The organism is Nostocoides sp. F2B08, from assembly GCF_009184895.1.
Classification (GTDB): Bacteria; Actinomycetota; Actinomycetes; order Actinomycetales; family Dermatophilaceae; genus F2B08.
The window spans coordinates 378,932-397,030 of record NZ_WESE01000004.1 but is presented as its reverse complement, the minus strand read 5'-3'; the positions used below and the strand labels follow the sequence as shown (position 1 = coordinate 397,030).

The following is an 18,099-nucleotide window of genomic DNA, read 5'->3' as shown; positions in this document are numbered from 1 at the left end:
TGCTCATCGACTGGCCGTCCGCTGCCGGATGCGCAGGATGACGAACTCGGCCGGCTTGAGCGGTGCGAATCCGACGAGGAGCGTGGTCCAGCCCGAGTCGATGTCCACCTGCGACATCGTCGACCGGTCGCACCGGACGAAGAAGGCCTCCTCGGCCCTCTGTCCCGCGAATGCGCCCCGCCGGAACAGGTCGTGCAGGAATGCTCCGACTGACAGCCGGAGCTGGGCCCACAGCGGCTCGTCGTTGGGCTCGAAGACCGCCCAGGCCAGACCGCGCTGCAGCGACTCCTCGATGTGCAGGGCCAGCCGGCGCACCGGGACGTACTTGTACTCGTCACCGAGCGCGTCCGACCCCGCGAGCGTGCGGCTTCCCCACACAACGGTGCCGAATCCCGGGAACGACCGGATCGCGTTGATCCCCAACGGGTTCAGGACGCCGGACTGGCTGTCGGCGAGCGCCGCCGCCGGCCCCGCGACGTCGCGTACGCCTGCGTCGGTGCCCGCCGGCGCCTTCCACACCCCGCGGCTCGCGTCGGTGCGCGCATAGACCCCGGCGACCGCACCGGAGGGGGCGATCGCACGGGCCGCGCCGTCGAGCGGGTCGGTCCCGTTCAGCCGCGGGTAGTACACGGCCGCGTCCCGGCCACCCCTTCCGCTCAGACCCACGTCAGCCAGCCATCCGGCGACCTCGTCCCAGGCGAGAGACGGCGGCGGGTCGACGAGGAGGAACGCCCTGCGCTCGCGGACATAGGCGAGTGCCTCCGGCCACACCTCGTCCGGCAGTGACTGGTCGCGCGTCACCGGCGGCAGGACGAGCAGGTTGACCGTCGGGACCGCGTCGAGCGCCCGGATCCCATGTGATTCCGAGAGGTATGCGTCGCTCCCCGGCGTTGTGCCCTCCGCCCCCGCGGTGGTCACCGGGAACGACCCGGCCGTCGGCCGGGCGAGCGGGAACGCCGCACGGGCGCGCACGAGTGCGGATGACTCGAGCACCGTGTCCACTCGCCGCGGCCCGTTGACAGAGGTGACGTGGGCGAAGACCTCGGTCCGCCCGTCGAGCTCCACCCAGAAGGTGAACACGGCGTCGGGGTCCCCGACGCCCTGGGCCTGCGCGGCGGCAGCAGCCTCCGCGGCGGACGGATGCGACACCCCGACGACCATCGAGCTCGCCCACTCGCCCGGCCCGATCGCCTCCACCACGAGACCGCCGCCGAGGTCGACCTCGGCGGTCACGCCGCCGTCGTCGACCCGGACGACCACAGCATCGGTGCCGCCGTTGGCGAAGAAGGCGCGGACCGCATACCCCAGTCCGGAGCCCTCCCACAGCCCGCCGAAGGTGCGCTCGAACTCTGCCACGCTGCGCACCGGCACCGCCCGGTCGACCGGACCGCGGCGCGCCCGGCCGACGAACGCCGTGACCGACGTCGCGCTCGGCTCGACGGCGCGGCCCCCCGACGGGACCTCCTGGACGTAGACACCGGGCGTGCTGGTGGACATGAAGGCTGCTCACCTCTCGACGTGGTGTGCCCAGCCTGTCGCGGTCGGTGCCGGCGGTCAACGACCTCGCTCCGGATTCGGTGTCCGGGCACCCGCGCTGCCTCGTCCGTCCTACCGTGGAATGGTGATCTTCGAGGAGCGCTTCCTGACCGGCCGTGTCGCCACGGTCGCCTCCCGGGTGTGGTTCCTCGAGACCGAGCCGCTCGGCGCCTACGAGAAGATCCTCCCGCTGCCCTTCGCGCACCTCATCGTCAACCTCTCCGACCCGTACCGGCTGTTCCGTTCCGACGGCACGGCCACGGTGGTGGCGGACGCGTTCGTCTCCGGCCTGCAGTCCGACTACCTCGTCATCGAGTCACCCCCGCAGATCCGACACGTCGGTCTCGAGCTGGCGCCCGCCGGCCTGCACGCCCTCGCTCCCGGTGCCGGCGTCAGCGCCGCTGGGCGGGTCCAGGACGCCCGCGCTCTGCTGACCGGCATCGACGAGGTCGTCGAGCGACTGGGCGCCGTCGCAGACGTCGCCGACCCGGCCCCGGCGCTCGACGTCCTCGAGGCTCTAGCACGCACTGCCGAGCCGGTCGACGAGCTGGTCGCCAGCGGCCTGAGCCTGCTCGGGCAAGATCCGGAGACAACCGTCACCGCCGTCGCCGAGGCGGTGGGCAGCTCGCCCGCGGCCTTCATCGCGCGGTTCCGCGGCGTCACCGGCGTGACTCCCAAGCAGCATGCCCAGGTGGTGCGCTTCCACCGCTTCGTCAGCGCGGTGCACGAGTCCGGCGGAGCGCCCGACTGGGCCGCTCTCGCGGTCGCCGCCGGGTACTACGACCAGCCGCATGTCATCCGGGCCTTCCGGCGGTTCAGCGGATGGACTCCGACGGAGTACTACCGGCTCGTCGCCGAGCACGGGCCGATGGCCGCGCACTTCGTGCCCCTCGACCAGGTGCCGACCACGGCGGCCGGCGAACCTCAGGCCCCCTCGTAGGCCGCCCGCAGCCACCCGAGCAGCTCGTCGTCGACCTCGTCCAATCCTGCGACGTCGACGGTGTGCGTGCACATCCCGCCCGCCTCGCGCAGCCGCTCGGTGCCCGGCTCACCGCGCAGGTTCAGCCCGAGCCGCACCCGCCGCGCGCTCGGCACCTCGACGAGCGCGAACTGTCTCGAGCGGCGCAGCGAGACGCCGGTCTTCTTCGGCGCCACCTCGACGTCGTCGCCGAGCTCCCGGGCCGCGGCGACGAGCCGATCGCAGACGGGTCGCAGCGCGGCCTTGGCTCCCGAGTACTGCGCGTCGACGAGCTCCTCGTCCGAGCTCGGAGCCGAGTCCCGAGAGCGGTACATGGTCATGATGAGGTTCGCGTAGCCGTGGCTCACGCCGTGCTCGGTCTTGAGCAGCTTCAGCCCCGTGCCGTGGGTGCCGGGGTCGGCGGAGGTGAGCACCGCATACCACTCCTGCAGTGAGCGGCCCGTGCGCGCGGGGAGGTTGTCGATCATCGTCTGGGTCTGGGAGTCCATGCCGGGACGCTAGCCCCGGCCGGCTGCTCTCGGATTGTACGAACTGTGCTGCGCCTCAGCCGTTCCGCAGGTCGGTGAGCGCCTCGAGGATCCAGAGCATGGTCTGGTTGTGCGGAGTCGGTATGCGGTGCTCGCCTCCCAGCGCCACCACCCGTCCGGCGAAGATCCCGACCTCGGTCTCTCGGCCCGCGAGCACGTCCTGGTGCATCGACGTCATGCCGTCGACCGGCTGGCCCGCGAGGACCCGGTCCCACTGCTCGAGGTCGGAGTCGTCGAGGTCGACGCCCTCTGCGCCAGCGACGGCCCGGACCTCCTCGATGAGCGCCATCATGAGGTCGCGGGCCGGGCCGGCGTGCTGGAAGGCGCCGTACGGTGCGCGAAGCACGGCCGACGCCTGGTTGACGCCGACGTTGACCATGAACTTCCACCACATCCGGTGGCGCATGTCGGGCGGGGTCTCCCAGGCCAGGCCGGCCCGGGTCAGGGCGTCCTGCACCGCGCGCAGGCGTGGCGAGTCCGCGGGGGCGGCGCCGTGGGTGTCGACCGGGCCCGCCGGCCCGAACACGAGCCGACCGCTCTGAGTGAACCGCACCCGGTGATCCTCGCGCTCGGCGTCCATCGCGAGCGCGATGCAGAGCGGCACCTGCTCGGGCGTGAGCTCGGGAACGGCGGCCCGGATGACGTCCTCGCTGTCGAGGCCGTTGAGGATGGACAGGACGGTCGTCGTCGGCGTGACGACGGACCGGAGCAGCGCCGCCGCTTCTGCGAGGCGGTGGTGCTTGACGGCGACGATGACGAGGTCAGCGGTCGGCACGTCATCTTCGGTCGCCACGTCGTCGAGCGGGTCGACCACCTCCGCCCCGAGCCGACGGCCGTTGACGAGCAACGGGTTCCGCCGCAGCCGCTCGGCGCGCTCACCGTGCGCCAGCAGCAGCGTCCGTGTCCCCGCTCGCGCGAAGTGGTCGGCGTACATCGCGCCCATCGCCCCGGCTCCGATGACGACGACGACCTCGATCGGCGCGTGCGGCTCTGCGACGCCGGGCATTGTCATGGCGGGCACTCTAGGGGCCGGTGACCCGCGCAGACAGGGTCGTTCCGCAGCGCGCAACGAGTGGTGAACCGTGCATACTCGACGGATGGGTCTGGCGAGCGATCTCGACTACGAGGTGCCCGAGGCGGGCACGGTCCAGCGTGGGTTGCACGCGGTGGTGTCGAGCCGACCCGGCGCCTGGGTCGCGGCGCGGGTCCTGCCCGGACTCGACGCCTGGCTCGAGGCCCGCACTGGACGCACCCTGCCCGGTGTCCTCGCCGCACTGCCGATCCTCGCGCTCACGACGACCGGCCGCCGCACCGGCACGCCGCGCCTGTCACACCTCGTCGCCCTTCCGCACGATGACGACCTGGCGGTCATCGGCACGAACTTCGGGCAGCGGGCGACACCTGGTTGGGTGTACAACCTCGAGGCCGAGCCGACCGCGACGGTCTCGTTCAAGGAGCGGTCTCTCGAGGTGGTCGCGCGTCCGGCGACGGACGCGGAACGGACGGTCATCTTCGCGCGGGCGGAGCGCGTCTATCGCGGCTATGCCCTGTACCCGCAGCGTATCCACGGCCGTCGGATCCGGGTGTTCGTCCTCGAGCCCGCCGCCTGAGCCGGCACCGTGGTGCCAGGGGCGGCGTGCAGTCCGCGTCCGGCGCCACACGACGGCGAGGGCGCGAGGAGCGAGTCTGCGGAGCAGCCCTACCAGCGCTGGTGGACGTCCTCGGCCCAGCCGAACAGGCCGTCGACGGACTGCTCGCCGACCCGACCGCGCCACCTGCCGAAGCACTGGTGCGTCCGCGAGGCGAGAACCCCGAGCCGGGTGACCGAGCGGCGCACGTGCTCGGGCTCGAAGATCAGGTCGACGGGCCCGCCGCTGACCCGCCACGGCCGCATCCAGCCCCCGGGCGCGTAGTCCCACCGCAGCTCGTCGCCGACCTTGGTCAACCGGCCGTCGACGACGATCGCGTTCTCGGTCGAGCCGGTGCCGTCGGTCCAGCGCCCGCCGACCTGAAGGCCGACGGTCCGCCCGTCGACGGTGCCCGAGCCGGCACCCCAGTTCCATGCGATCGAGTACGGCCAGCGGCCGCGGCCGTGGTCGAGGGTCGCCCACGCATCCGGCCCGCCGATCTCGTATGCGGTGCCGTCCACGGTCAGTCGGCCCACCGCCGGGCGGGCCGGGTCCTTGACGGTGTACTGGAAGAGCCGCTCGCTCCACGGCACGACGACGCCGAGCCGCTCGTGGCCCTCGGGGAGGAGGGCGGTCACGTCGAGGTCCACCCGGTCGGTGACGGCACGCAGCCGCGTGCCGTCGGGCCTCGGGTCGATCCGGATGTCGAGGGTCTTCGTGTGGGCACGGGAAGGCCCCGAGTCCAGGGTGCCGGGGAGGGCCGTGCCTCGGGCCAGCGGGGAGATGCCGTCGACGGCGATCTGCTCACCCGAGCGGCGGTCGAGGACGAAGACCGAGGGGACCGCCGCATACGAGATGTCGGAGACGACGAGAGCGGCCCCGTGCGTGGGGGTCGTGACCGCCCAGTACTCCCAGCGCTTGTTGCGCCCGAACCCGACCCGGCCGCGCCCGATTCCGTCGGTGTCGTGCAGGGGGGGTGCGCGTCCAGCCGACGGCGTCGGGGTTCAGGCGGCCGTTCGGCAGAGTCAGGGAGACGGGTGCGGTGATCTCGCGTTCGACGGGCACGCGCCCATCATGGCGCGGTGTCGGTGATCTCCCGCAGCCGGGTGAGCGCGTCGGTCAGGCGCTCCAGGTCACGCGACCCGAGGTGCTCTTCCCACTCGCGCAGCACGTCGGCCTCGACGCGCCGGGCGATGCGCTGCACGCGGCGGCCCCGGGGCGCGGGCCGGATGAGCCGGGCCCGGCCGTCGCTGGGGTCAGGGGTGCGCTCGACGTAGCCACCGGTGACGAGCTGCTCGACGAGGACGTAGGCGGTCTGCTTCGTCACGCCCGCGGCGTCGGCGAGGTCGGTCAACCGCGAGCCGTTCTCGTGGATCCGGGCGGCGAGCCGCGCCATGGCCAGGGTGATGTCATCGTGTCCGGCCGAGTGGACCGCCTCGACCACGCGACGCTCGAGGTGCCGTCCGGCGATGAACATGAGGAGGGCCGGGTGCAGTCGTTCAGCGGACGGTTCGGTGGCTCTTGACACGATGGTCAGTTTATCTGACTATTTGAGGAGCAGGACGGAGTGAGCGATGGACAGGAACAGCATCTGGGACCACACGGTCGAGCAGAGGTATGCGCTGGCCGGCATCCTGCGCACCCTCACCCCCGATCAGTGGGAGACGCCGTCCCTGTGCCCGGGCTGGCGGGTGCGCGACGTCGCTGCACACGTCATCTCCTCGCCGCAGGCCACCGTGGGAGCCACCCTGCGGATGCTGCCCGGCATGCGGCACGGCTACCACGGCCTGATCTTCCGGGACGCGGTCCGGCGGGGTCAGGCGTCATCCGAGGAGATCCTGAGTCAGTACGACCAGTACGCGGGGATGCGCCGCGCACCGGCCATGACGACGCACGTCGAGCCGTTGCTCGACGTCCTCGCACACACCCAGGACATCGTGCGCCCGCTCGGCATCGAGCACCCGATGCCTCCCGAGGCCGCGGCGGTCGCCGGCGACCGCGCTCGCCTGCTCCGGATGGCTGGCCGCCGCCTCCGTGACCTGCGGCTCGTCGCGAGCGATACCGACTGGGCACGCGGCCGCGGCGACGTGATCGAGGGTCCGATGGAGGAGCTGTTCATGCTCTGCACGGGCCGTCAGCCGCGGTGGGAGCGGCTCACCGGAACCGGCGTGCCGGCGCGTACCGAATAGGCATTGCGCCCGACGTTGAGTACCGATGCCCAGGCGTCGTGACGCGCGGGTCGTCCATGCTGGACGAGTGACCGACGGGGTGGGCAGGGCGGGCGGGCCGTGGAGCGTGGTCGGCTGGGCGGTGCTGTTCGCGGCGCTGACGTCGGTCGGGCTCGTTGCGCTGGCGTGGTTGCTTGTCACGATGGACGTGCTCGTGGCGATCGGTGTGGGCCTCGTTGGCTCGTTGGTCCCCGAGTCGGAGCCTGGTGGGGTGCCGATCCTCGACGGCTACAGCACGGCCCTCGTCCGCGCCATCGTGGCCAATGTCGTCGCCACGATCGTCGTTGCCCCCATCGCTGCCCGAACCGTCGCGAGGGCGCGGCCCCCCTGGGTGACCGGGCTGGTCTCAGCCGGACTCGCCCTCCTCATCGCCGGCGGTGTCCAGCTCATGGCGTTGGGCATCAGCCCGCTGGACGTCTTCACCGCAAGCCTCTGAATAGAACGAGTGACTGGAACGGTGTCATGGCACCGTTCCAGTCACTCGTTCTGCGAGGCGTCAGCGTCGAGATCCCACCGGCTGCCAGTGCGGGTCGCGACCCACGAACGCCATGAGCCGCAGCACGGGGCTCGCGTCGTCGGCGACGGGCTGCTTCGGCCCGTAGTGCCCCGAGTTCCGCAGCACCTCGTCCATCGGCAGCATCCCGCCCAGCACGGCTTCGCACTCGTCGGGGTCGAGCCCGTCGTCGAGCCCGGAGGCTCGGGCGAGGTCCCACGTGTGCATGAGCACGTCCGTCGTATAGAAGCGGTCGACGGCGTCCGGCACCGGCATCTCGGGCATGTGCACGTGGGCGAACACGCGGTCGGCGGTCGCCGGGTCGTCGAGCACCGCCTGCAGCGCGGTCGTGTGGTGCTCCCACGCTCCGGCGGGGTCGTCGGCGACCGAGGGCCCGGGCGGCAGCTCGATCCCCGACCCGTCGCGCAGGAACGGTGGGAACCAGCCGAGCAGGTGGGCGACGACGTCGCGGGCGACCCAGTCCGGCACGGGGGTCGGCGCGTCCCAGTCACTCGTGCCGGCCACGGCCGCGCTGAACCCGGCTGCCACGCGGCGAAACCGGTCTGCGGGCGTCTCGCTCACAGCGCACCCTCGGCGATGAGCCGGTCGAGCTTGGCGTAGCCCTCGTTGACACCGACGTCCATACCGGATGAGAGCATCGCGTCGCGGTCCTCGAAGGAGTCGCACAGGGACGTCGCGTGCAGACGCGTGCGCCCGTCACCGAGGTCCTCGAACCGCAACGTCTCCAGCGCCACCCCGTCCGGCCAGCCCTCGAAGGTGAAGGTCTGGACCAGGCGGTCCTCCCGGACGGTGTGGAAGCAGCCGCGGAACGCATACTCCTCGCCGTCGCGGCGGGCGACGTATCGCCACTCGCCGCCGTTGCGCGCGTCCCAGGCGAGGATCTCGGTGTCCATCCGGTCCGGGCCGATCCACCGGGCGAAGAGCTCCGGCTCGGTGTGGGCCCGGAACAGCTGCGCCGGGGTGGCGTGGAAGTCGCGGGTGATGTGGACGGCGGGCACGGTCTGGTCGGCCTCGATCGCCGCCTCGCGGATGGTGGTCGTCATGATGCTCTCTCCTCGTTCTCGGATGGGGTGGTGCGGGTTGTCGGGTCGGTGTCCTGATCCTCGGCCAGCTCGGCGAGGACGGCGTCGAGCCGCTGGTAGCGGGCCTCGGCCTCGCGGCGGTAGCGCTCGATCCACTTCGTCATGAGGTCGAACACCTGCGCCTCGAGCCGGACCGTGCGCCGCTGGCCGTCCTTGACCTTGGTGACCAGTCCGGCGCGTTCGAGGACGGCGACGTGCTTGGACACCGCCTGCAGGCTCATGTCGTACGGCTCGGCCAGCTCGCCGACCGTCGCGTCGCTCGCGGCGAGCCGGGCGACGAGGTCGCGCCGGGTCGGGTCCGCCAGTGCCGCAAAGACGGTGTCGAGTGGATCTGTGTCGAGTCGATCGCTCATCTCTGTCCTCAACTAGTCGGTTGATAAACGGTATGCGGTGGTCGGGCAGATTGTCAACCGCTCGGTTGATCATCTGATCGGATGAGCCGTGTATCAGTGGCCGGTCAGCCTGCTCCTCCCTACAGACGCGCGCCACGCGCGTCGCCCGCACCGCAACCGAGCAGTGGGGAAGACAGCCATGGCACAGGTCATGTGGACGGTGACAGGGTCCGTCCAGGTCGAGCACGTGCTGCCGGAGCTTGCCTGGATCCGGGGTGCGAGGAGTGCCCTGCGCGGGATCAAGGTCAGGGTGCAGGCACGCTCGAAGATCCCGTTCGGCTGGGGGCCGTGGACTTCCTGGGGCACGGTGGTGACGGACGGCCGGGGCCGGTTCACCGTCGCCGAGACCAGGGGAGGCGATCGTCGGCAGCTCCGCATCCAGGTCCTTTTCGACGACGACCGGTTGCGGATCAAGGAGGGCGGTCGGGCCGGCGTGAGCCTCGGGGGTGACGGGTTCCCCGTCGACGTCGCCATCGACGTCACCGACAAGGACTGGTTCGTCATCCACGACGACCGCGTCGCCGCCACGGAGAGTCGGCGGGCCGGGTGCCACGACCTCGGAACGCTGCTCGTCGGGCCACGGCGGCTTCGCGAGCTCGCGGATCTCTGGACCCTGGTCGGCCTGGCGCTCGACGGCCTCGACTCGATGGGTTCGCGGTTCGGGCTCGACCGCAAGCAGGTCGTGAAGTACCCGATGGGTGTCGGCAACGGTTCGCCGGCGAGCGGGTCGTACTCGAACCCGCGCAACGGGACCGTCTACATCGCGGGTGACGAGTTGCACTCGCGGACCATCCTGCACGAGCTGATGCACCAGTGGGCCTACGACCGGACCCGGGGCGAGGACGGGCTGGCCTGGCAGCTCGCCAGGCATGGGGCGGCGGCGCCCGCAGCGCGGGAGGCGACGACGGTCATGCCGTTCCACGAGGCGTTCGCCGACTGGGCGGCCTACGAGCTGCTTCGACGTCTCTCCAACGGTGGGCTGAGCAGCTTCCTCGAGGACAACTCCGACTCCGAACCCGGCGTCCCGCACTCGCGCGCGTTCCTGGTGCAGGCGCTGGGGTCGACGGACCGGCATCTCGACACCGTGGCGTTCACCGAGCGGGGATGGCGCTCGTTCCTCACCCTCCTCACGTGCCCGACGGTCGACCCGCTCGAGCCCGAGACCGCCGGCGCGCTCGCCGGGCCGAGCGGGACGATCCACGGGCCCACCCGGTCCGTGCGATGCGGACTGACCTTCCGTCAGGTCCTGGACGTCCTCAACAGCCATGCCGGCAGGCCCGGGGCGAACTCGGATCTGCGGAACAGCGATCTCGACTTCCGCGGAATCGTGCACCGGGCGCAGCGGGTTCATCCCGAGCTGACCGACGACGTCGTGGCCGGCATCATGTCCTGTCTGGACCCGCTGGACTCGACGACTCCACGTGACGGCGTCCTGGTTCCCCGTCGGCGCAGCGAGCTCAGGATGCCCGTGGGAGCCGGCCTCGCGACGGCCGGCGCCCCACGTTCCTGACGACGGGCAACCGGCTGCACGCGGACGGATCCGCTCGGTAGGCGCGCACGCGCATACCGTGCAGGCATGGACGACGAGCCCATCGGCGATCAGGCGACTCCAGGTGTCGAGTCGGTGTGGGACTACCCGCGGCCCCCTGCTGTGCGGACGGTGCACGAGCGTGTCGAGATCTGGTTCGGCGGTGAGCACATCGCCGCGTGCGACGAGGCGGTGCAGGTGCTCGAGACGAGCCACCCGCCGACGTACTACCTGCCGCAGTCCGCTTTCGAGGACGGCGCGCTCGTGCCCGTGCGCGGCACGACGTTCTGCGAGTTCAAGGGCGTGGCGAGCTACTTCGACGTGGTCGCGGGCGGCCGGACGGCGGAGCGGGCGGCGTGGCACTACCCGGACGCACGCGGTCGGTATGCGGTGCTCCTGGGCCACGTCGCGGTCATGCCGGGGCTGATGGACCGGTGCACGGTCGACGGCGAGGAGGTCGTTCCGCAGGAGGGCGGCTTCTACGGCGGCTGGATCACCTCGAAGGTCACCGGACCCTTCAAGGGAGCTCCCGGCACCCTCGGCTGGTAGCCGCGTAAGCCGCTATGGCCCACCCCACAGCGAAAGGGGATGGCGCTCTGAACGATCGTTCAGTACACTGCTGAACGTGCGTTCAGTCGACCAGCCGGGCATCTCCACTCCGGAGCGGATCCTGCGCGCCGGCCTGGCCGTCTTCGCCGAGCACGGCTACGCCGCCGGGTCGATCCGTGCGATCGCCCAGCTGGCCGGGGTCTCGCCCGCGCTCGTGCTGCACCACTACGGCTCCAAGGAGGGCCTGCGCGAGGCGTGCGACGCCCGCGTGCTCGGCTACACCGACGACAAGGGCCGCATGCTGCTCAGTGGCTCGATGCCCTCGATCGCGCACTACCGAGACCGGCACCCCGAGATCGACGACGCCCTCGCCTACGTGGTTCGGGCGGTCACCGACGGGGGTGAGACGAGCCGGCACTGGTTCGAGCGGTGGCAGGCCGAGTCGGCGCGGGTGCTGCGCGAGCTGCAGGCAGTGGGTCGGGTCCGTGACGACGTCGACGTCGATCAGGCCGGGGCGCTGCTCGCCTCCTTCGGGTTCGGCGTGCTCGGCACCCAGGGGCTGCTCGCCGGCTACCTCGGCGGCGACGACATCATGGCCGACCCCGCGGCCACCGCATACCAACGCCTGGCCATGGCGATCTTCACCGACGGCCTGTTCACGACCGAGGTCTCGGTCCAGGGCGCGCCACCTGCTGACACGAAGAGCAGAGAAGGAACAGTGAGATGACCGAGAACCCCATCGTGCTCGAGGACCTGCGCAAGAGCTACGGCCGGCAGGAGGCGCTGCGCGGCGTGAGCCTGCAGGTGCGTGCCGGCGAGGTCTACGGCTTCATCGGCCCCAACGGCGCCGGCAAGACGACGACGATGCGCATCCTCCTCGACGTGCTCCGCCCGTCCGGCGGCACGGCCCGGGTGCTGGGCACCGACCCCCGCGCCGGAGGGGCCGACCTGCGCGCCCGCATCGGCTATCTGCCGGGCGAGCTGGCCATGGAGGAGCGCAGCGACGTCAGCTCGTGGTTGGACCATCAGGCTCGGATCCACCGCGCCCGGCCAGGTGCCTGGAAGCCCTACGCCGAGCGCCTCGGGCTCGACCCGTCGCGACGGATCGGCGACCTGAGCCGCGGAAACAAGCAGAAGGTCGGTCTCGCGCGTGCGTTCGCCCACCAGCCGGAGCTGCTCATCCTCGACGAGCCGACCGGCGGCCTGGACCCGCTCGTCCAGCAGGAGTTCCACGCCATGGTGCGCGAGGCGGTGGGTCGCGGGCAGACCGTGTTCCTCTCCTCGCACGTCATGTCCGAGCTCGAGCAGGTCGCCGAGCGCGTCGGCGTCATCCGCGAGGGGCAGATGATCGCCGAGGCGCCGCTCGAGGAGCTGCGCGGCAGCATCGGCTCCCAGTTCACCGTCCGGTTCGAGGACGTGGTCGACCTCGACGCGCTGGCCCGAGTGCCGGGTGTCAACAAGGTGCGCCAGGTCGACGGGTCCGTCGTCCTGGACCACACCGGATCGCCGGATGCTCTGCTGAAGACCCTTGCCGCGCATACCGTCTCGCATCTGCGCGCCGAACCGCCCGACCTCGAGGACGCCGTCCTCCAGCTGTACCGCGGAACTGAGAGCCGACCGGAAGCCGCCGACACTCTCGAAGGGAGCCTGTCATGATCGCCCGCATCACGTCGCGGTGGCTGCGCACCCACCGCGCAGGGCTGCTCGGCTGGTCGATCGGGCTCGCCGCGGTCAGCACGATGTACCTCTCCTTCTACACGACCGTCGCGCTGGACCGGGAGCTGCTCGACCAGTACATGGAGGCCTTCCCGCCCGAGATGATGTCGGCGTTCGGCTTCGACGACATCGCCAGCCCCGCCGGCTACGCCCAGGGCACGATCTTCAACCTGCTCGGTCTCATCCTCATCCTCATCGCCGGGATGACCCGTGGCACGCGGGCCATCGCCGGCGACGAGCAGACCGGCTCACTCGAGACCGAGGTGACCGCCGCGGTCGACCGCCGCGAGGTCTACGTCGGGAGGGCCCTCGGGGTCACCGCGTTCGTCGTCGCCCTCGGCCTGGTCGTCGGTGCGGTCGTCGCGCTCATCAACGGCCCGGCCGGTCTCGACCTGCCGGTCGGCAACATCCTGGCGGGTGTCAGCGCGTTGACGCTCCTCGGCCTCGTCCACGCGCTCATCGCCCTGGCCGTCGGGGCCGCGACCGGACGCCCCGCGATCGCGCTAGGGGTCACCATCGTCGTCGCCGTCCTCGGGTACTTCGCCCACAACCTCGGGCCGACCGTCCTCGAGGGGATCGAGCGGTTCTCGCCGTTCAACTGGGCCTACGGCAACACCCCGCTCGCTGACGGGTTCGACTGGGGCGGCCTCGGGCTGCTCGTCGTCCTGGCGACGGCGGCGTTCGTCGCCGGCCTGGTGACCTTCCCGCGGCGGGACCTCGGGGTGTGATCGAGAGGTCCGTTGCGGGAGCTGCGTGGCCTAGCCTGCGGGGGATGGACGTCGACGCGATCCCACCGACGGGCACGTGCGACGTCAGCACCGTGGGTCGCCGGAGCGGCCGGACCCATCGGGTCGAGATCTGGTACGTCGTCATCGATGACCGGCTCGTCCTGACCGGGACGCCTGGAGCCAGGCACTGGCTGGCCAACCTGCGCCACCACCCGAGGGCGGTCCTCCACCTGCGCGAGCCGTCGGCTGACCACGCGGTGACGGCGGAGGAGGTGACCGATCCGGTTGCACGACGCCGGATCGCCGAGGAGGCGTGGCGCCTACAGCCCTGGTACGCCGAGCAGCCGTACTCCATCGACGACTGGGTGGAGCGGTCGCCGATGGTCGTCCTCACGGCGTCCTGACGGGTAGCGGGCCGGCCTCACGGAGGAGGCCATCGATCCGGTGTCCTAGACCTTCGCCTTGCGCCAACCGGCCTCGCGCGCCTCGTCTTCTGTGCAGAACCAGCGTTCACCGCGTTCCTCGCTGATCACGGTGTCGTCGTAGTAGCGCTGTCCGGGCACGTGATAGATCCGCTCGCCCTCGCGGTTGATGTTCCCCTTGATGTCGCACTGCCCCTGGGGCACCACCGGTGCCACAGGTGCCACCGGCGCCTGGGCAGGGGATGAGCACGCCGGACCCCAGATGCCACGGCCGGCCTCGATCGCCTCGGTCTCCGCGGCCCGGTGCTCGGCGACGCCGTCGTAGGGCGCGGCATAGGTGTACTCCCGCGCCAGGCCCTCGGCGATCAGCTCGCGTGCGACGCTGCGGCCGTCGAGGGTCCACACGTGGCGCAGCAGCCGGTCGTAGACGTCGCGGTCGTCCTGACTCGGGTCGGCGACGATGCGGACGTCGCGACTCTGCACGAGGCTCTGCATCCTGCTCGCGGCCTCCTGCGCGAGGCACTCGCCGCCGGAGAGCTCGGGGGCGTCGAGCCCGATGACCCGAAGCCGCTCGGTGACACCGTCCACCCGGACCCGCAGGGTGTCGCCGTCGACGACACCGACCACCGGGACGACGATTCCCCCGGCCTGTGGGTCGGCCGGCTCGACAGGCGGTGTCCCGCTCCCGGTCGTCGCCTCCGCCGTCGGGCCGGCTGTGGCGTCCGCTCCGGCCGCACCCGACTCGACGGGCGCCGGTGTCGCGGTGGACGCGACCTCCGCCGTCACCTCCGTTGGGGGCACCGGAGAGGGCTCGGCCTGACCCACGCCGAGCGCGCGGTACACCAGCACACCGAGCAGCACCGCGACGACGAGGCCGACGAGGCGGCCGGGCGAGATCCGCGTCATCGGCCCCGGTTCGACCGGGTGCCGATCGTGGCCGCCCCCACGGCCCAGCAGATGCTCCCGAGGAGCAGGGTGAACTTCGTCCCGGCAGCCGCCCGGGTGACCCGCAAAGCAGCCGCGTCCAACGGCTCACCGCGCTCCGACGCGGCCAGCGTCCGCAGCAGAAGGACGTTCTCGGCCGCGTCGAAGGTCGCCGCGATCACCGGCAGCCAGCGCACCACTCGACCGGACCGGTCCCAGCGGGTCCCGGGAGAGGTGCGGCGACGGAGCAGCTCGGCACCGCATACCCCCGCGTAGGCGTAGGTCTTCAGGTACGCGAAGTCGGCCCAGGTCTGCTGCCGGGCAGCCCTCCGCCCCGCGGGCCCCCATCTGTCCAGGAGCGAGTATGCGGTGGACGGCTCGCCCGCGAACTGCAGCCGGACGATGCCCGGCCCACCGGTCGCGCGCATCCTCCGCTCCCACAGCTGCATGGGCACGGTCATCGCGACGAACGCCGCACCCGCGGCAACGGTCACCGACCGCAGTGAGGGTGACGGGACCGAGTCGAGACGGCTGCCCGGGTCGAGCGGCATATCTCGAGCGTAGTCGTCGCCGTCGCTCTGGGGAGGCGCGCTCGACAGGCGCGCTCGACAGGCGCGGCGACGGGTCCCGCCGATCAGCAACGGTTGAGACGGCCCACCACGAGGACCCCGGCAGCTCACCGGAGGCTTGCGTTAGGTAAGGCAAACCTTATTTACTGTCCCGCGTGTCGTTGAGCGAGCCCGCCGTCGCCCTCCCCACCAGGCTGCCCTGGGTGGCGGCGCTGAGCCGTTTCGGCGACCGCGTCGCCCTGCACGCGCCGGGTGGCATCGTGACCTACACCGAGCTCCGTGACAGGGTCGAGACGCGCGCCCGGGACCTGGCCGGTCCCCGGCGCCTGGTCCAGGTCGTCGGCGGCAGCACCGCCGACGTCGACACGGTCGTCGCCCTGCTGGCGGCACAGGCCGCCGGGCACGTCGTCCTGCTCACCCCCAGCGGTGACGCGGCCGCGGAGGTGCGTCGCGCATACGACCCGGACATCGTGCTCGACGCCGCCGGGGTGGAGTTGCGGCGCACCGAGCCGGGGTATGACCTCCACCCGGATCTTGCGCTGCTGCTCAGCACGAGCGGCTCGACCGGATCGCCCAAGCTGGTCCGGCTCTCGACCGACAACCTCGCGGCGAACGCGCGGCAGATCTCGACCGCCCTGGCCATCCGCCCGGACGACTGCGCTGCCCTGACGCTCCCGCTCACCTACTGCTACGGACTGTCGGTGCTCACGACGCACCTGACCGTCGGTGCGTCGGTCCTGCTGACCGGCGCCTCGGTCGTCGACCCGTGCTTCTGGGCCGCGGCCGAGGCCGCCGGCGTCACGACCATCCCGGGCGTCCCGCACACCTTCGAGCTGCTCGAACGCAGCGGGTTCGCCGAGCGTGAGCTACCAGCACGGCTGCGGGTCCTCACCCAGGCGGGCGGCCGGATGGACCCGGACCGGGTCCGCCGGTTCGCCGAGCTCGGTCGCCGGCGCGGCTTCGACCTCGTCGTCATGTACGGCCAGGCCGAGGCGACCGCGCGGATGACCACCCTGCCGCCGGACCTCGCGCTCACCCATCCGGACACGGTCGGCCGGGCGGTGCCCGGCGGCGAGATCCTCATCGAGGACGGCGAGGTCGTCTTCCGCGGGCCGAACGTCATGCTCGGGTATGCGCGCGAGACCGCCGATCTCGCGCTCGGCCGGTCGGTGGCCGAGCTGCGCACCGGCGACCTCGGCGAGCTGACCGAGGAGGGGCTGCTGCGGATCACCGGCCGGAGGGCGCGGTTCGTCAAGGTCCTCGGCCACCGCGTCGACCTCGACGCCCTCGAGCAGCGACTGGCGCAGGACACCCCCGGCGTGCGCGTCGCGGGCCGGGACGGGCTCATCGGCATCGCCGTGCCCGGGCCGGTCGCGGCTCCGGCACTCGAGTCGGTCCGCCGAGCCGTCGTCCGCCGGTGCCGGATCCCGCGTGACGCGGTGCGGGTCGTGGCCGTCGACGAGCCGCTCCTACTGTCCAACGGCAAGCCGGACTACGCCGCCGTCCTCGCGCTGGCGGACGGGACAGCACTCCGGGGATCGGTCGCTGCCGGAGGTTCCTCTGGCATCGACTCCTCGGGCATCGACGCCGTGGCTGCCGTCTATGCCGACGTGCTCGCCGTCGATGTCGGCCCGGACGCGACCTTCGTCGAGCTGGGTGGCGACTCGCTGTCCTATGTCGAGGCGTCGGTCCGGCTCGAGGAGGTGCTCGGCCGACTTCCCGAGGACTGGCACCTGATGACGGTGGCCGCGCTCGCGGACCTCACCGGTCGCACCGCATCGGACCTCGCGACAGCCGCCGACGAGCCCGCGACGCCGCCGCACCGACTCCACCGGTGGCTGCGCTGGCCGACGATCGAGACGAGCATCTGGCTGCGGGCGGTGGCGATCCTGCTCATCGTCGGCACCCACGCCGGTGTCGTGACCCTGCAGGGCACGGCGAACGCACTGCTCGTCATCGCCGGCTACCAACTGGCCCGGTTCCAGCTCTCCGGGGACGAACCACGAGAACGTTCCCGGCGCATACTCGCCGCGGTCGGGCGGATTGCGGCTCCGACGCTCGCGGTGATCGTCGTCATGCATCTTCTGTTCGACCGGTACGAGCCGCGCAACCTCGTCCTGCTGAACTGGGTCCTCGGCGAGGCGGCTCTGGGACCGCCGTGGCGGTTCTGGTTCATCGAGGCCCTCGTGGTCGCCTTGCTGGTCGTGGCGGCGCTGACCCGGTCGCGGCTGCTGGCGCGAGTCGACGGGCGCCTCCCGTTCCTGTGGCCGCTGGCCTTGGCGAGCACCGCATACTGGGTCTTCACCGCGAACTGGCCCGGGCTGCCGGTCCCGCGGATGCACGGCTCGGCCCTCGTCGTCCTCCACCTCGTCCTCCTCGGCTGGGCGCTCGCCCGGGCACGCTCCGTGCCGCAGCGGCTGGTGGCCTCGGTGGCCGCGTGGTGGATGATCGGCGAGTTCTCCGGCAACCCGAAGCGCGACGGCCTGACCCTGGCGGTCGTGCTCGTGCTGCTCTGGGTGCCGCGCTCGCGGGTGCCGGCCGTTCTCGTGCCGGCCCTCAAGGTGTTGGCCGCGGCCTCGCTCTACGTCTACGTCATCCACTGGCAGGCGCTCGAGCTGCTCTGGGAGTGGCCGCTGCTCGCGTTCGCCGGCTCTCTCGCCCTCGGCGTCGCGTACTGGTGGCTGTGGACCGGGCCACTCACTCGCTCGTGGTCGATGGTCCGCTCCCGGATAGGGGCGCAGCACGGCCTGCGGTTCCGCGCTCGCCTACCCTGATCG

General features: G+C 71.8%; 21 protein-coding genes. 11 read left to right on the top strand and 10 right to left on the bottom strand.

Features of this window, described 5'->3' with window-relative positions:
* Positions 1-3: 3 nt before the first annotated feature.
* A complete protein-coding gene (locus tag GA707_RS11700; protein ID WP_152178598.1) occupies positions 4-1,497 on the bottom strand; it encodes a phage tail sheath subtilisin-like domain-containing protein in 1,494 nt (497 codons plus the stop codon).
* Positions 1,498-1,621: 124 nt separating this feature from the next.
* On the opposite strand from GA707_RS11700, the gene GA707_RS11695 reads away from it, so the two are divergent.
* Positions 1,622-2,476 (top strand): AraC family transcriptional regulator, encoded by an 855-nt coding sequence (locus tag GA707_RS11695; protein WP_193315302.1) that lies wholly within the window; start codon positions 1,622-1,624, stop codon positions 2,474-2,476.
* Here GA707_RS11695 and GA707_RS11690 read toward each other — a convergent pair.
* Positions 2,461-3,003, bottom strand: coding sequence for a DUF5655 domain-containing protein (locus tag GA707_RS11690; RefSeq protein WP_152178596.1), 543 nt, complete (start codon positions 3,001-3,003; stop codon positions 2,461-2,463). The genes GA707_RS11695 and GA707_RS11690 overlap by 16 nt on opposite strands.
* A 55-nt stretch (positions 3,004-3,058) precedes the next feature.
* On the bottom strand, positions 3,059-4,054 hold the full coding sequence (locus GA707_RS11685) for a ketopantoate reductase family protein (protein ID WP_152178595.1): 996 nt from the start codon (positions 4,052-4,054) through the stop codon (positions 3,059-3,061).
* Positions 4,055-4,139: 85 nt separating this feature from the next.
* On the opposite strand from GA707_RS11685, the gene GA707_RS11680 reads away from it, so the two are divergent.
* Positions 4,140-4,652: a nitroreductase family deazaflavin-dependent oxidoreductase gene (locus tag GA707_RS11680; RefSeq protein WP_152178594.1), complete on the top strand. Its 513-nt coding sequence runs from the start codon at positions 4,140-4,142 to the stop codon at positions 4,650-4,652.
* A gap of 89 nt (positions 4,653-4,741) precedes the next feature.
* Here GA707_RS11680 and GA707_RS11675 read toward each other — a convergent pair whose 3' ends face one another.
* Both GA707_RS11675 and GA707_RS11670 read right to left on the bottom strand, forming a co-directional pair.
* Complete coding sequence (locus tag GA707_RS11675) at positions 4,742-5,623, bottom strand: DUF2804 domain-containing protein (RefSeq protein WP_255425079.1); 882 nt, start codon at positions 5,621-5,623, stop codon at positions 4,742-4,744.
* 119 nt (positions 5,624-5,742) lie between these two features.
* Entirely contained in the window at positions 5,743-6,198 is a 456-nt protein-coding gene (locus GA707_RS11670; RefSeq protein WP_226963738.1) for a MarR family winged helix-turn-helix transcriptional regulator, read from the bottom strand.
* A 46-nt stretch (positions 6,199-6,244) separates the two neighbouring features.
* On the opposite strand from GA707_RS11670, the gene GA707_RS11665 reads away from it, so the two are divergent.
* Both GA707_RS11665 and GA707_RS11660 read left to right on the top strand, forming a co-directional pair.
* On the top strand, positions 6,245-6,859 hold the full coding sequence (locus tag GA707_RS11665) for a maleylpyruvate isomerase family mycothiol-dependent enzyme (protein ID WP_152178593.1): 615 nt from the start codon (positions 6,245-6,247) through the stop codon (positions 6,857-6,859).
* 67 nt (positions 6,860-6,926) lie between these two features.
* The gene (locus tag GA707_RS11660; RefSeq protein WP_152178592.1) at positions 6,927-7,334 is read left to right on the top strand and encodes a hypothetical protein; all 408 of its coding nucleotides are present in this window, start codon (positions 6,927-6,929) and stop codon (positions 7,332-7,334) included.
* A 60-nt stretch (positions 7,335-7,394) separates the two neighbouring features.
* On the opposite strand, the gene GA707_RS20870 is transcribed toward GA707_RS11660, so the two are convergent.
* From GA707_RS20870 to GA707_RS11650, 3 genes are read right to left on the bottom strand one after another with little or no spacing between them, the layout of a single operon-like run.
* On the bottom strand, positions 7,395-7,973 hold the full coding sequence (locus tag GA707_RS20870; RefSeq protein ID WP_193315301.1) for a TIGR03086 family metal-binding protein: 579 nt from the start codon (positions 7,971-7,973) through the stop codon (positions 7,395-7,397).
* Positions 7,970-8,455 carry an SRPBCC family protein gene (locus GA707_RS20865; RefSeq protein WP_193315300.1) on the bottom strand — a complete coding sequence of 162 codons (486 nt, stop codon included), beginning with the start codon at positions 8,453-8,455 and terminating at the stop codon, positions 7,970-7,972. The genes GA707_RS20870 and GA707_RS20865 overlap by 4 nt, the downstream gene beginning before the upstream one ends.
* Positions 8,452-8,847 (bottom strand): helix-turn-helix transcriptional regulator, encoded by a 396-nt coding sequence (locus GA707_RS11650; RefSeq protein ID WP_152178591.1) that lies wholly within the window; start codon positions 8,845-8,847, stop codon positions 8,452-8,454. The genes GA707_RS20865 and GA707_RS11650 overlap by 4 nt, the downstream gene beginning before the upstream one ends.
* 178 nt (positions 8,848-9,025) lie before the next feature.
* Between GA707_RS11650 and GA707_RS11645 the strand changes: the two genes are divergently transcribed.
* The 6 genes from GA707_RS11645 (at position 9,026) to GA707_RS11620 (ending at position 13,811) form a co-directional block, all read left to right on the top strand.
* A complete protein-coding gene (locus GA707_RS11645) occupies positions 9,026-10,396 on the top strand; it encodes a hypothetical protein (RefSeq protein ID WP_152178590.1) in 1,371 nt (456 codons plus the stop codon).
* Positions 10,397-10,462: 66 nt separating this feature from the next.
* Positions 10,463-10,963 carry a DUF427 domain-containing protein gene (locus GA707_RS11640; RefSeq protein WP_152178589.1) on the top strand — a complete coding sequence of 167 codons (501 nt, stop codon included), beginning with the start codon at positions 10,463-10,465 and terminating at the stop codon, positions 10,961-10,963.
* A gap of 76 nt (positions 10,964-11,039) precedes the next feature.
* Positions 11,040-11,690 carry a TetR/AcrR family transcriptional regulator gene (locus tag GA707_RS11635; RefSeq protein ID WP_193315299.1) on the top strand — a complete coding sequence of 217 codons (651 nt, stop codon included), beginning with the start codon at positions 11,040-11,042 and terminating at the stop codon, positions 11,688-11,690.
* Positions 11,687-12,619, top strand: a complete 933-nt coding sequence (locus GA707_RS11630; RefSeq protein WP_152178587.1) for an ABC transporter ATP-binding protein — start codon at positions 11,687-11,689, stop codon at positions 12,617-12,619. Before GA707_RS11635 ends, GA707_RS11630 begins: the two co-directional genes overlap by 4 nt.
* Entirely contained in the window at positions 12,616-13,407 is a 792-nt protein-coding gene (locus GA707_RS11625; protein ID WP_152178586.1) for an ABC transporter permease subunit, read from the top strand. Before GA707_RS11630 ends, GA707_RS11625 begins: the two co-directional genes overlap by 4 nt.
* A 44-nt stretch (positions 13,408-13,451) precedes the next feature.
* Positions 13,452-13,811: a nitroreductase/quinone reductase family protein gene (locus GA707_RS11620; RefSeq protein ID WP_152178585.1), complete on the top strand. Its 360-nt coding sequence runs from the start codon at positions 13,452-13,454 to the stop codon at positions 13,809-13,811.
* Positions 13,812-13,856: 45 nt separating this feature from the next.
* Here GA707_RS11620 and GA707_RS11615 read toward each other — a convergent pair whose 3' ends face one another.
* Positions 13,857-14,735 carry a thermonuclease family protein gene (locus GA707_RS11615; RefSeq protein WP_226963737.1) on the bottom strand — a complete coding sequence of 293 codons (879 nt, stop codon included), beginning with the start codon at positions 14,733-14,735 and terminating at the stop codon, positions 13,857-13,859.
* The gene (locus tag GA707_RS11610) at positions 14,732-15,304 is read right to left on the bottom strand and encodes a hypothetical protein (protein WP_152178584.1); all 573 of its coding nucleotides are present in this window, start codon (positions 15,302-15,304) and stop codon (positions 14,732-14,734) included. Before GA707_RS11610 ends, GA707_RS11615 begins: the two co-directional genes overlap by 4 nt.
* Before the next feature lie 173 nt (positions 15,305-15,477).
* On the opposite strand from GA707_RS11610, the gene GA707_RS11605 reads away from it, so the two are divergent.
* Complete coding sequence (locus GA707_RS11605; protein ID WP_152178583.1) at positions 15,478-18,096, top strand: non-ribosomal peptide synthetase; 2,619 nt, start codon at positions 15,478-15,480, stop codon at positions 18,094-18,096.
* Positions 18,097-18,099: the final 3 nt, after the last annotated feature.

Coding starts and splice junctions, on each gene's coding strand:
- GA707_RS11700 (WP_152178598.1), bottom strand. CDS start 1,497: ATGTCCACCAGCACGCCCGGTGTCTACGTCCAGGAGGTCCCGTCGGGG.
- GA707_RS11690 (WP_152178596.1), bottom strand. CDS start 3,003: ATGGACTCCCAGACCCAGACGATGATCGACAACCTCCCCGCGCGCACG.
- GA707_RS11685 (WP_152178595.1), bottom strand. CDS start 4,054: ATGACAATGCCCGGCGTCGCAGAGCCGCACGCGCCGATCGAGGTCGTC.
- GA707_RS11680 (WP_152178594.1), top strand. CDS start 4,140: ATGGGTCTGGCGAGCGATCTCGACTACGAGGTGCCCGAGGCGGGCACG.
- GA707_RS11665 (WP_152178593.1), top strand. CDS start 6,245: ATGGACAGGAACAGCATCTGGGACCACACGGTCGAGCAGAGGTATGCG.
- GA707_RS20865 (WP_193315300.1), bottom strand. CDS start 8,455: ATGACGACCACCATCCGCGAGGCGGCGATCGAGGCCGACCAGACCGTG.
- GA707_RS11650 (WP_152178591.1), bottom strand. CDS start 8,847: ATGAGCGATCGACTCGACACAGATCCACTCGACACCGTCTTTGCGGCA.
- GA707_RS11645 (WP_152178590.1), top strand. CDS start 9,026: ATGGCACAGGTCATGTGGACGGTGACAGGGTCCGTCCAGGTCGAGCAC.
- GA707_RS11640 (WP_152178589.1), top strand. CDS start 10,463: ATGGACGACGAGCCCATCGGCGATCAGGCGACTCCAGGTGTCGAGTCG.
- GA707_RS11630 (WP_152178587.1), top strand. CDS start 11,687: ATGACCGAGAACCCCATCGTGCTCGAGGACCTGCGCAAGAGCTACGGC.
- GA707_RS11625 (WP_152178586.1), top strand. CDS start 12,616: ATGATCGCCCGCATCACGTCGCGGTGGCTGCGCACCCACCGCGCAGGG.
- GA707_RS11620 (WP_152178585.1), top strand. CDS start 13,452: ATGGACGTCGACGCGATCCCACCGACGGGCACGTGCGACGTCAGCACC.
- GA707_RS11615 (WP_226963737.1), bottom strand. CDS start 14,735: ATGACGCGGATCTCGCCCGGCCGCCTCGTCGGCCTCGTCGTCGCGGTG.
- GA707_RS11610 (WP_152178584.1), bottom strand. CDS start 15,304: ATGCCGCTCGACCCGGGCAGCCGTCTCGACTCGGTCCCGTCACCCTCA.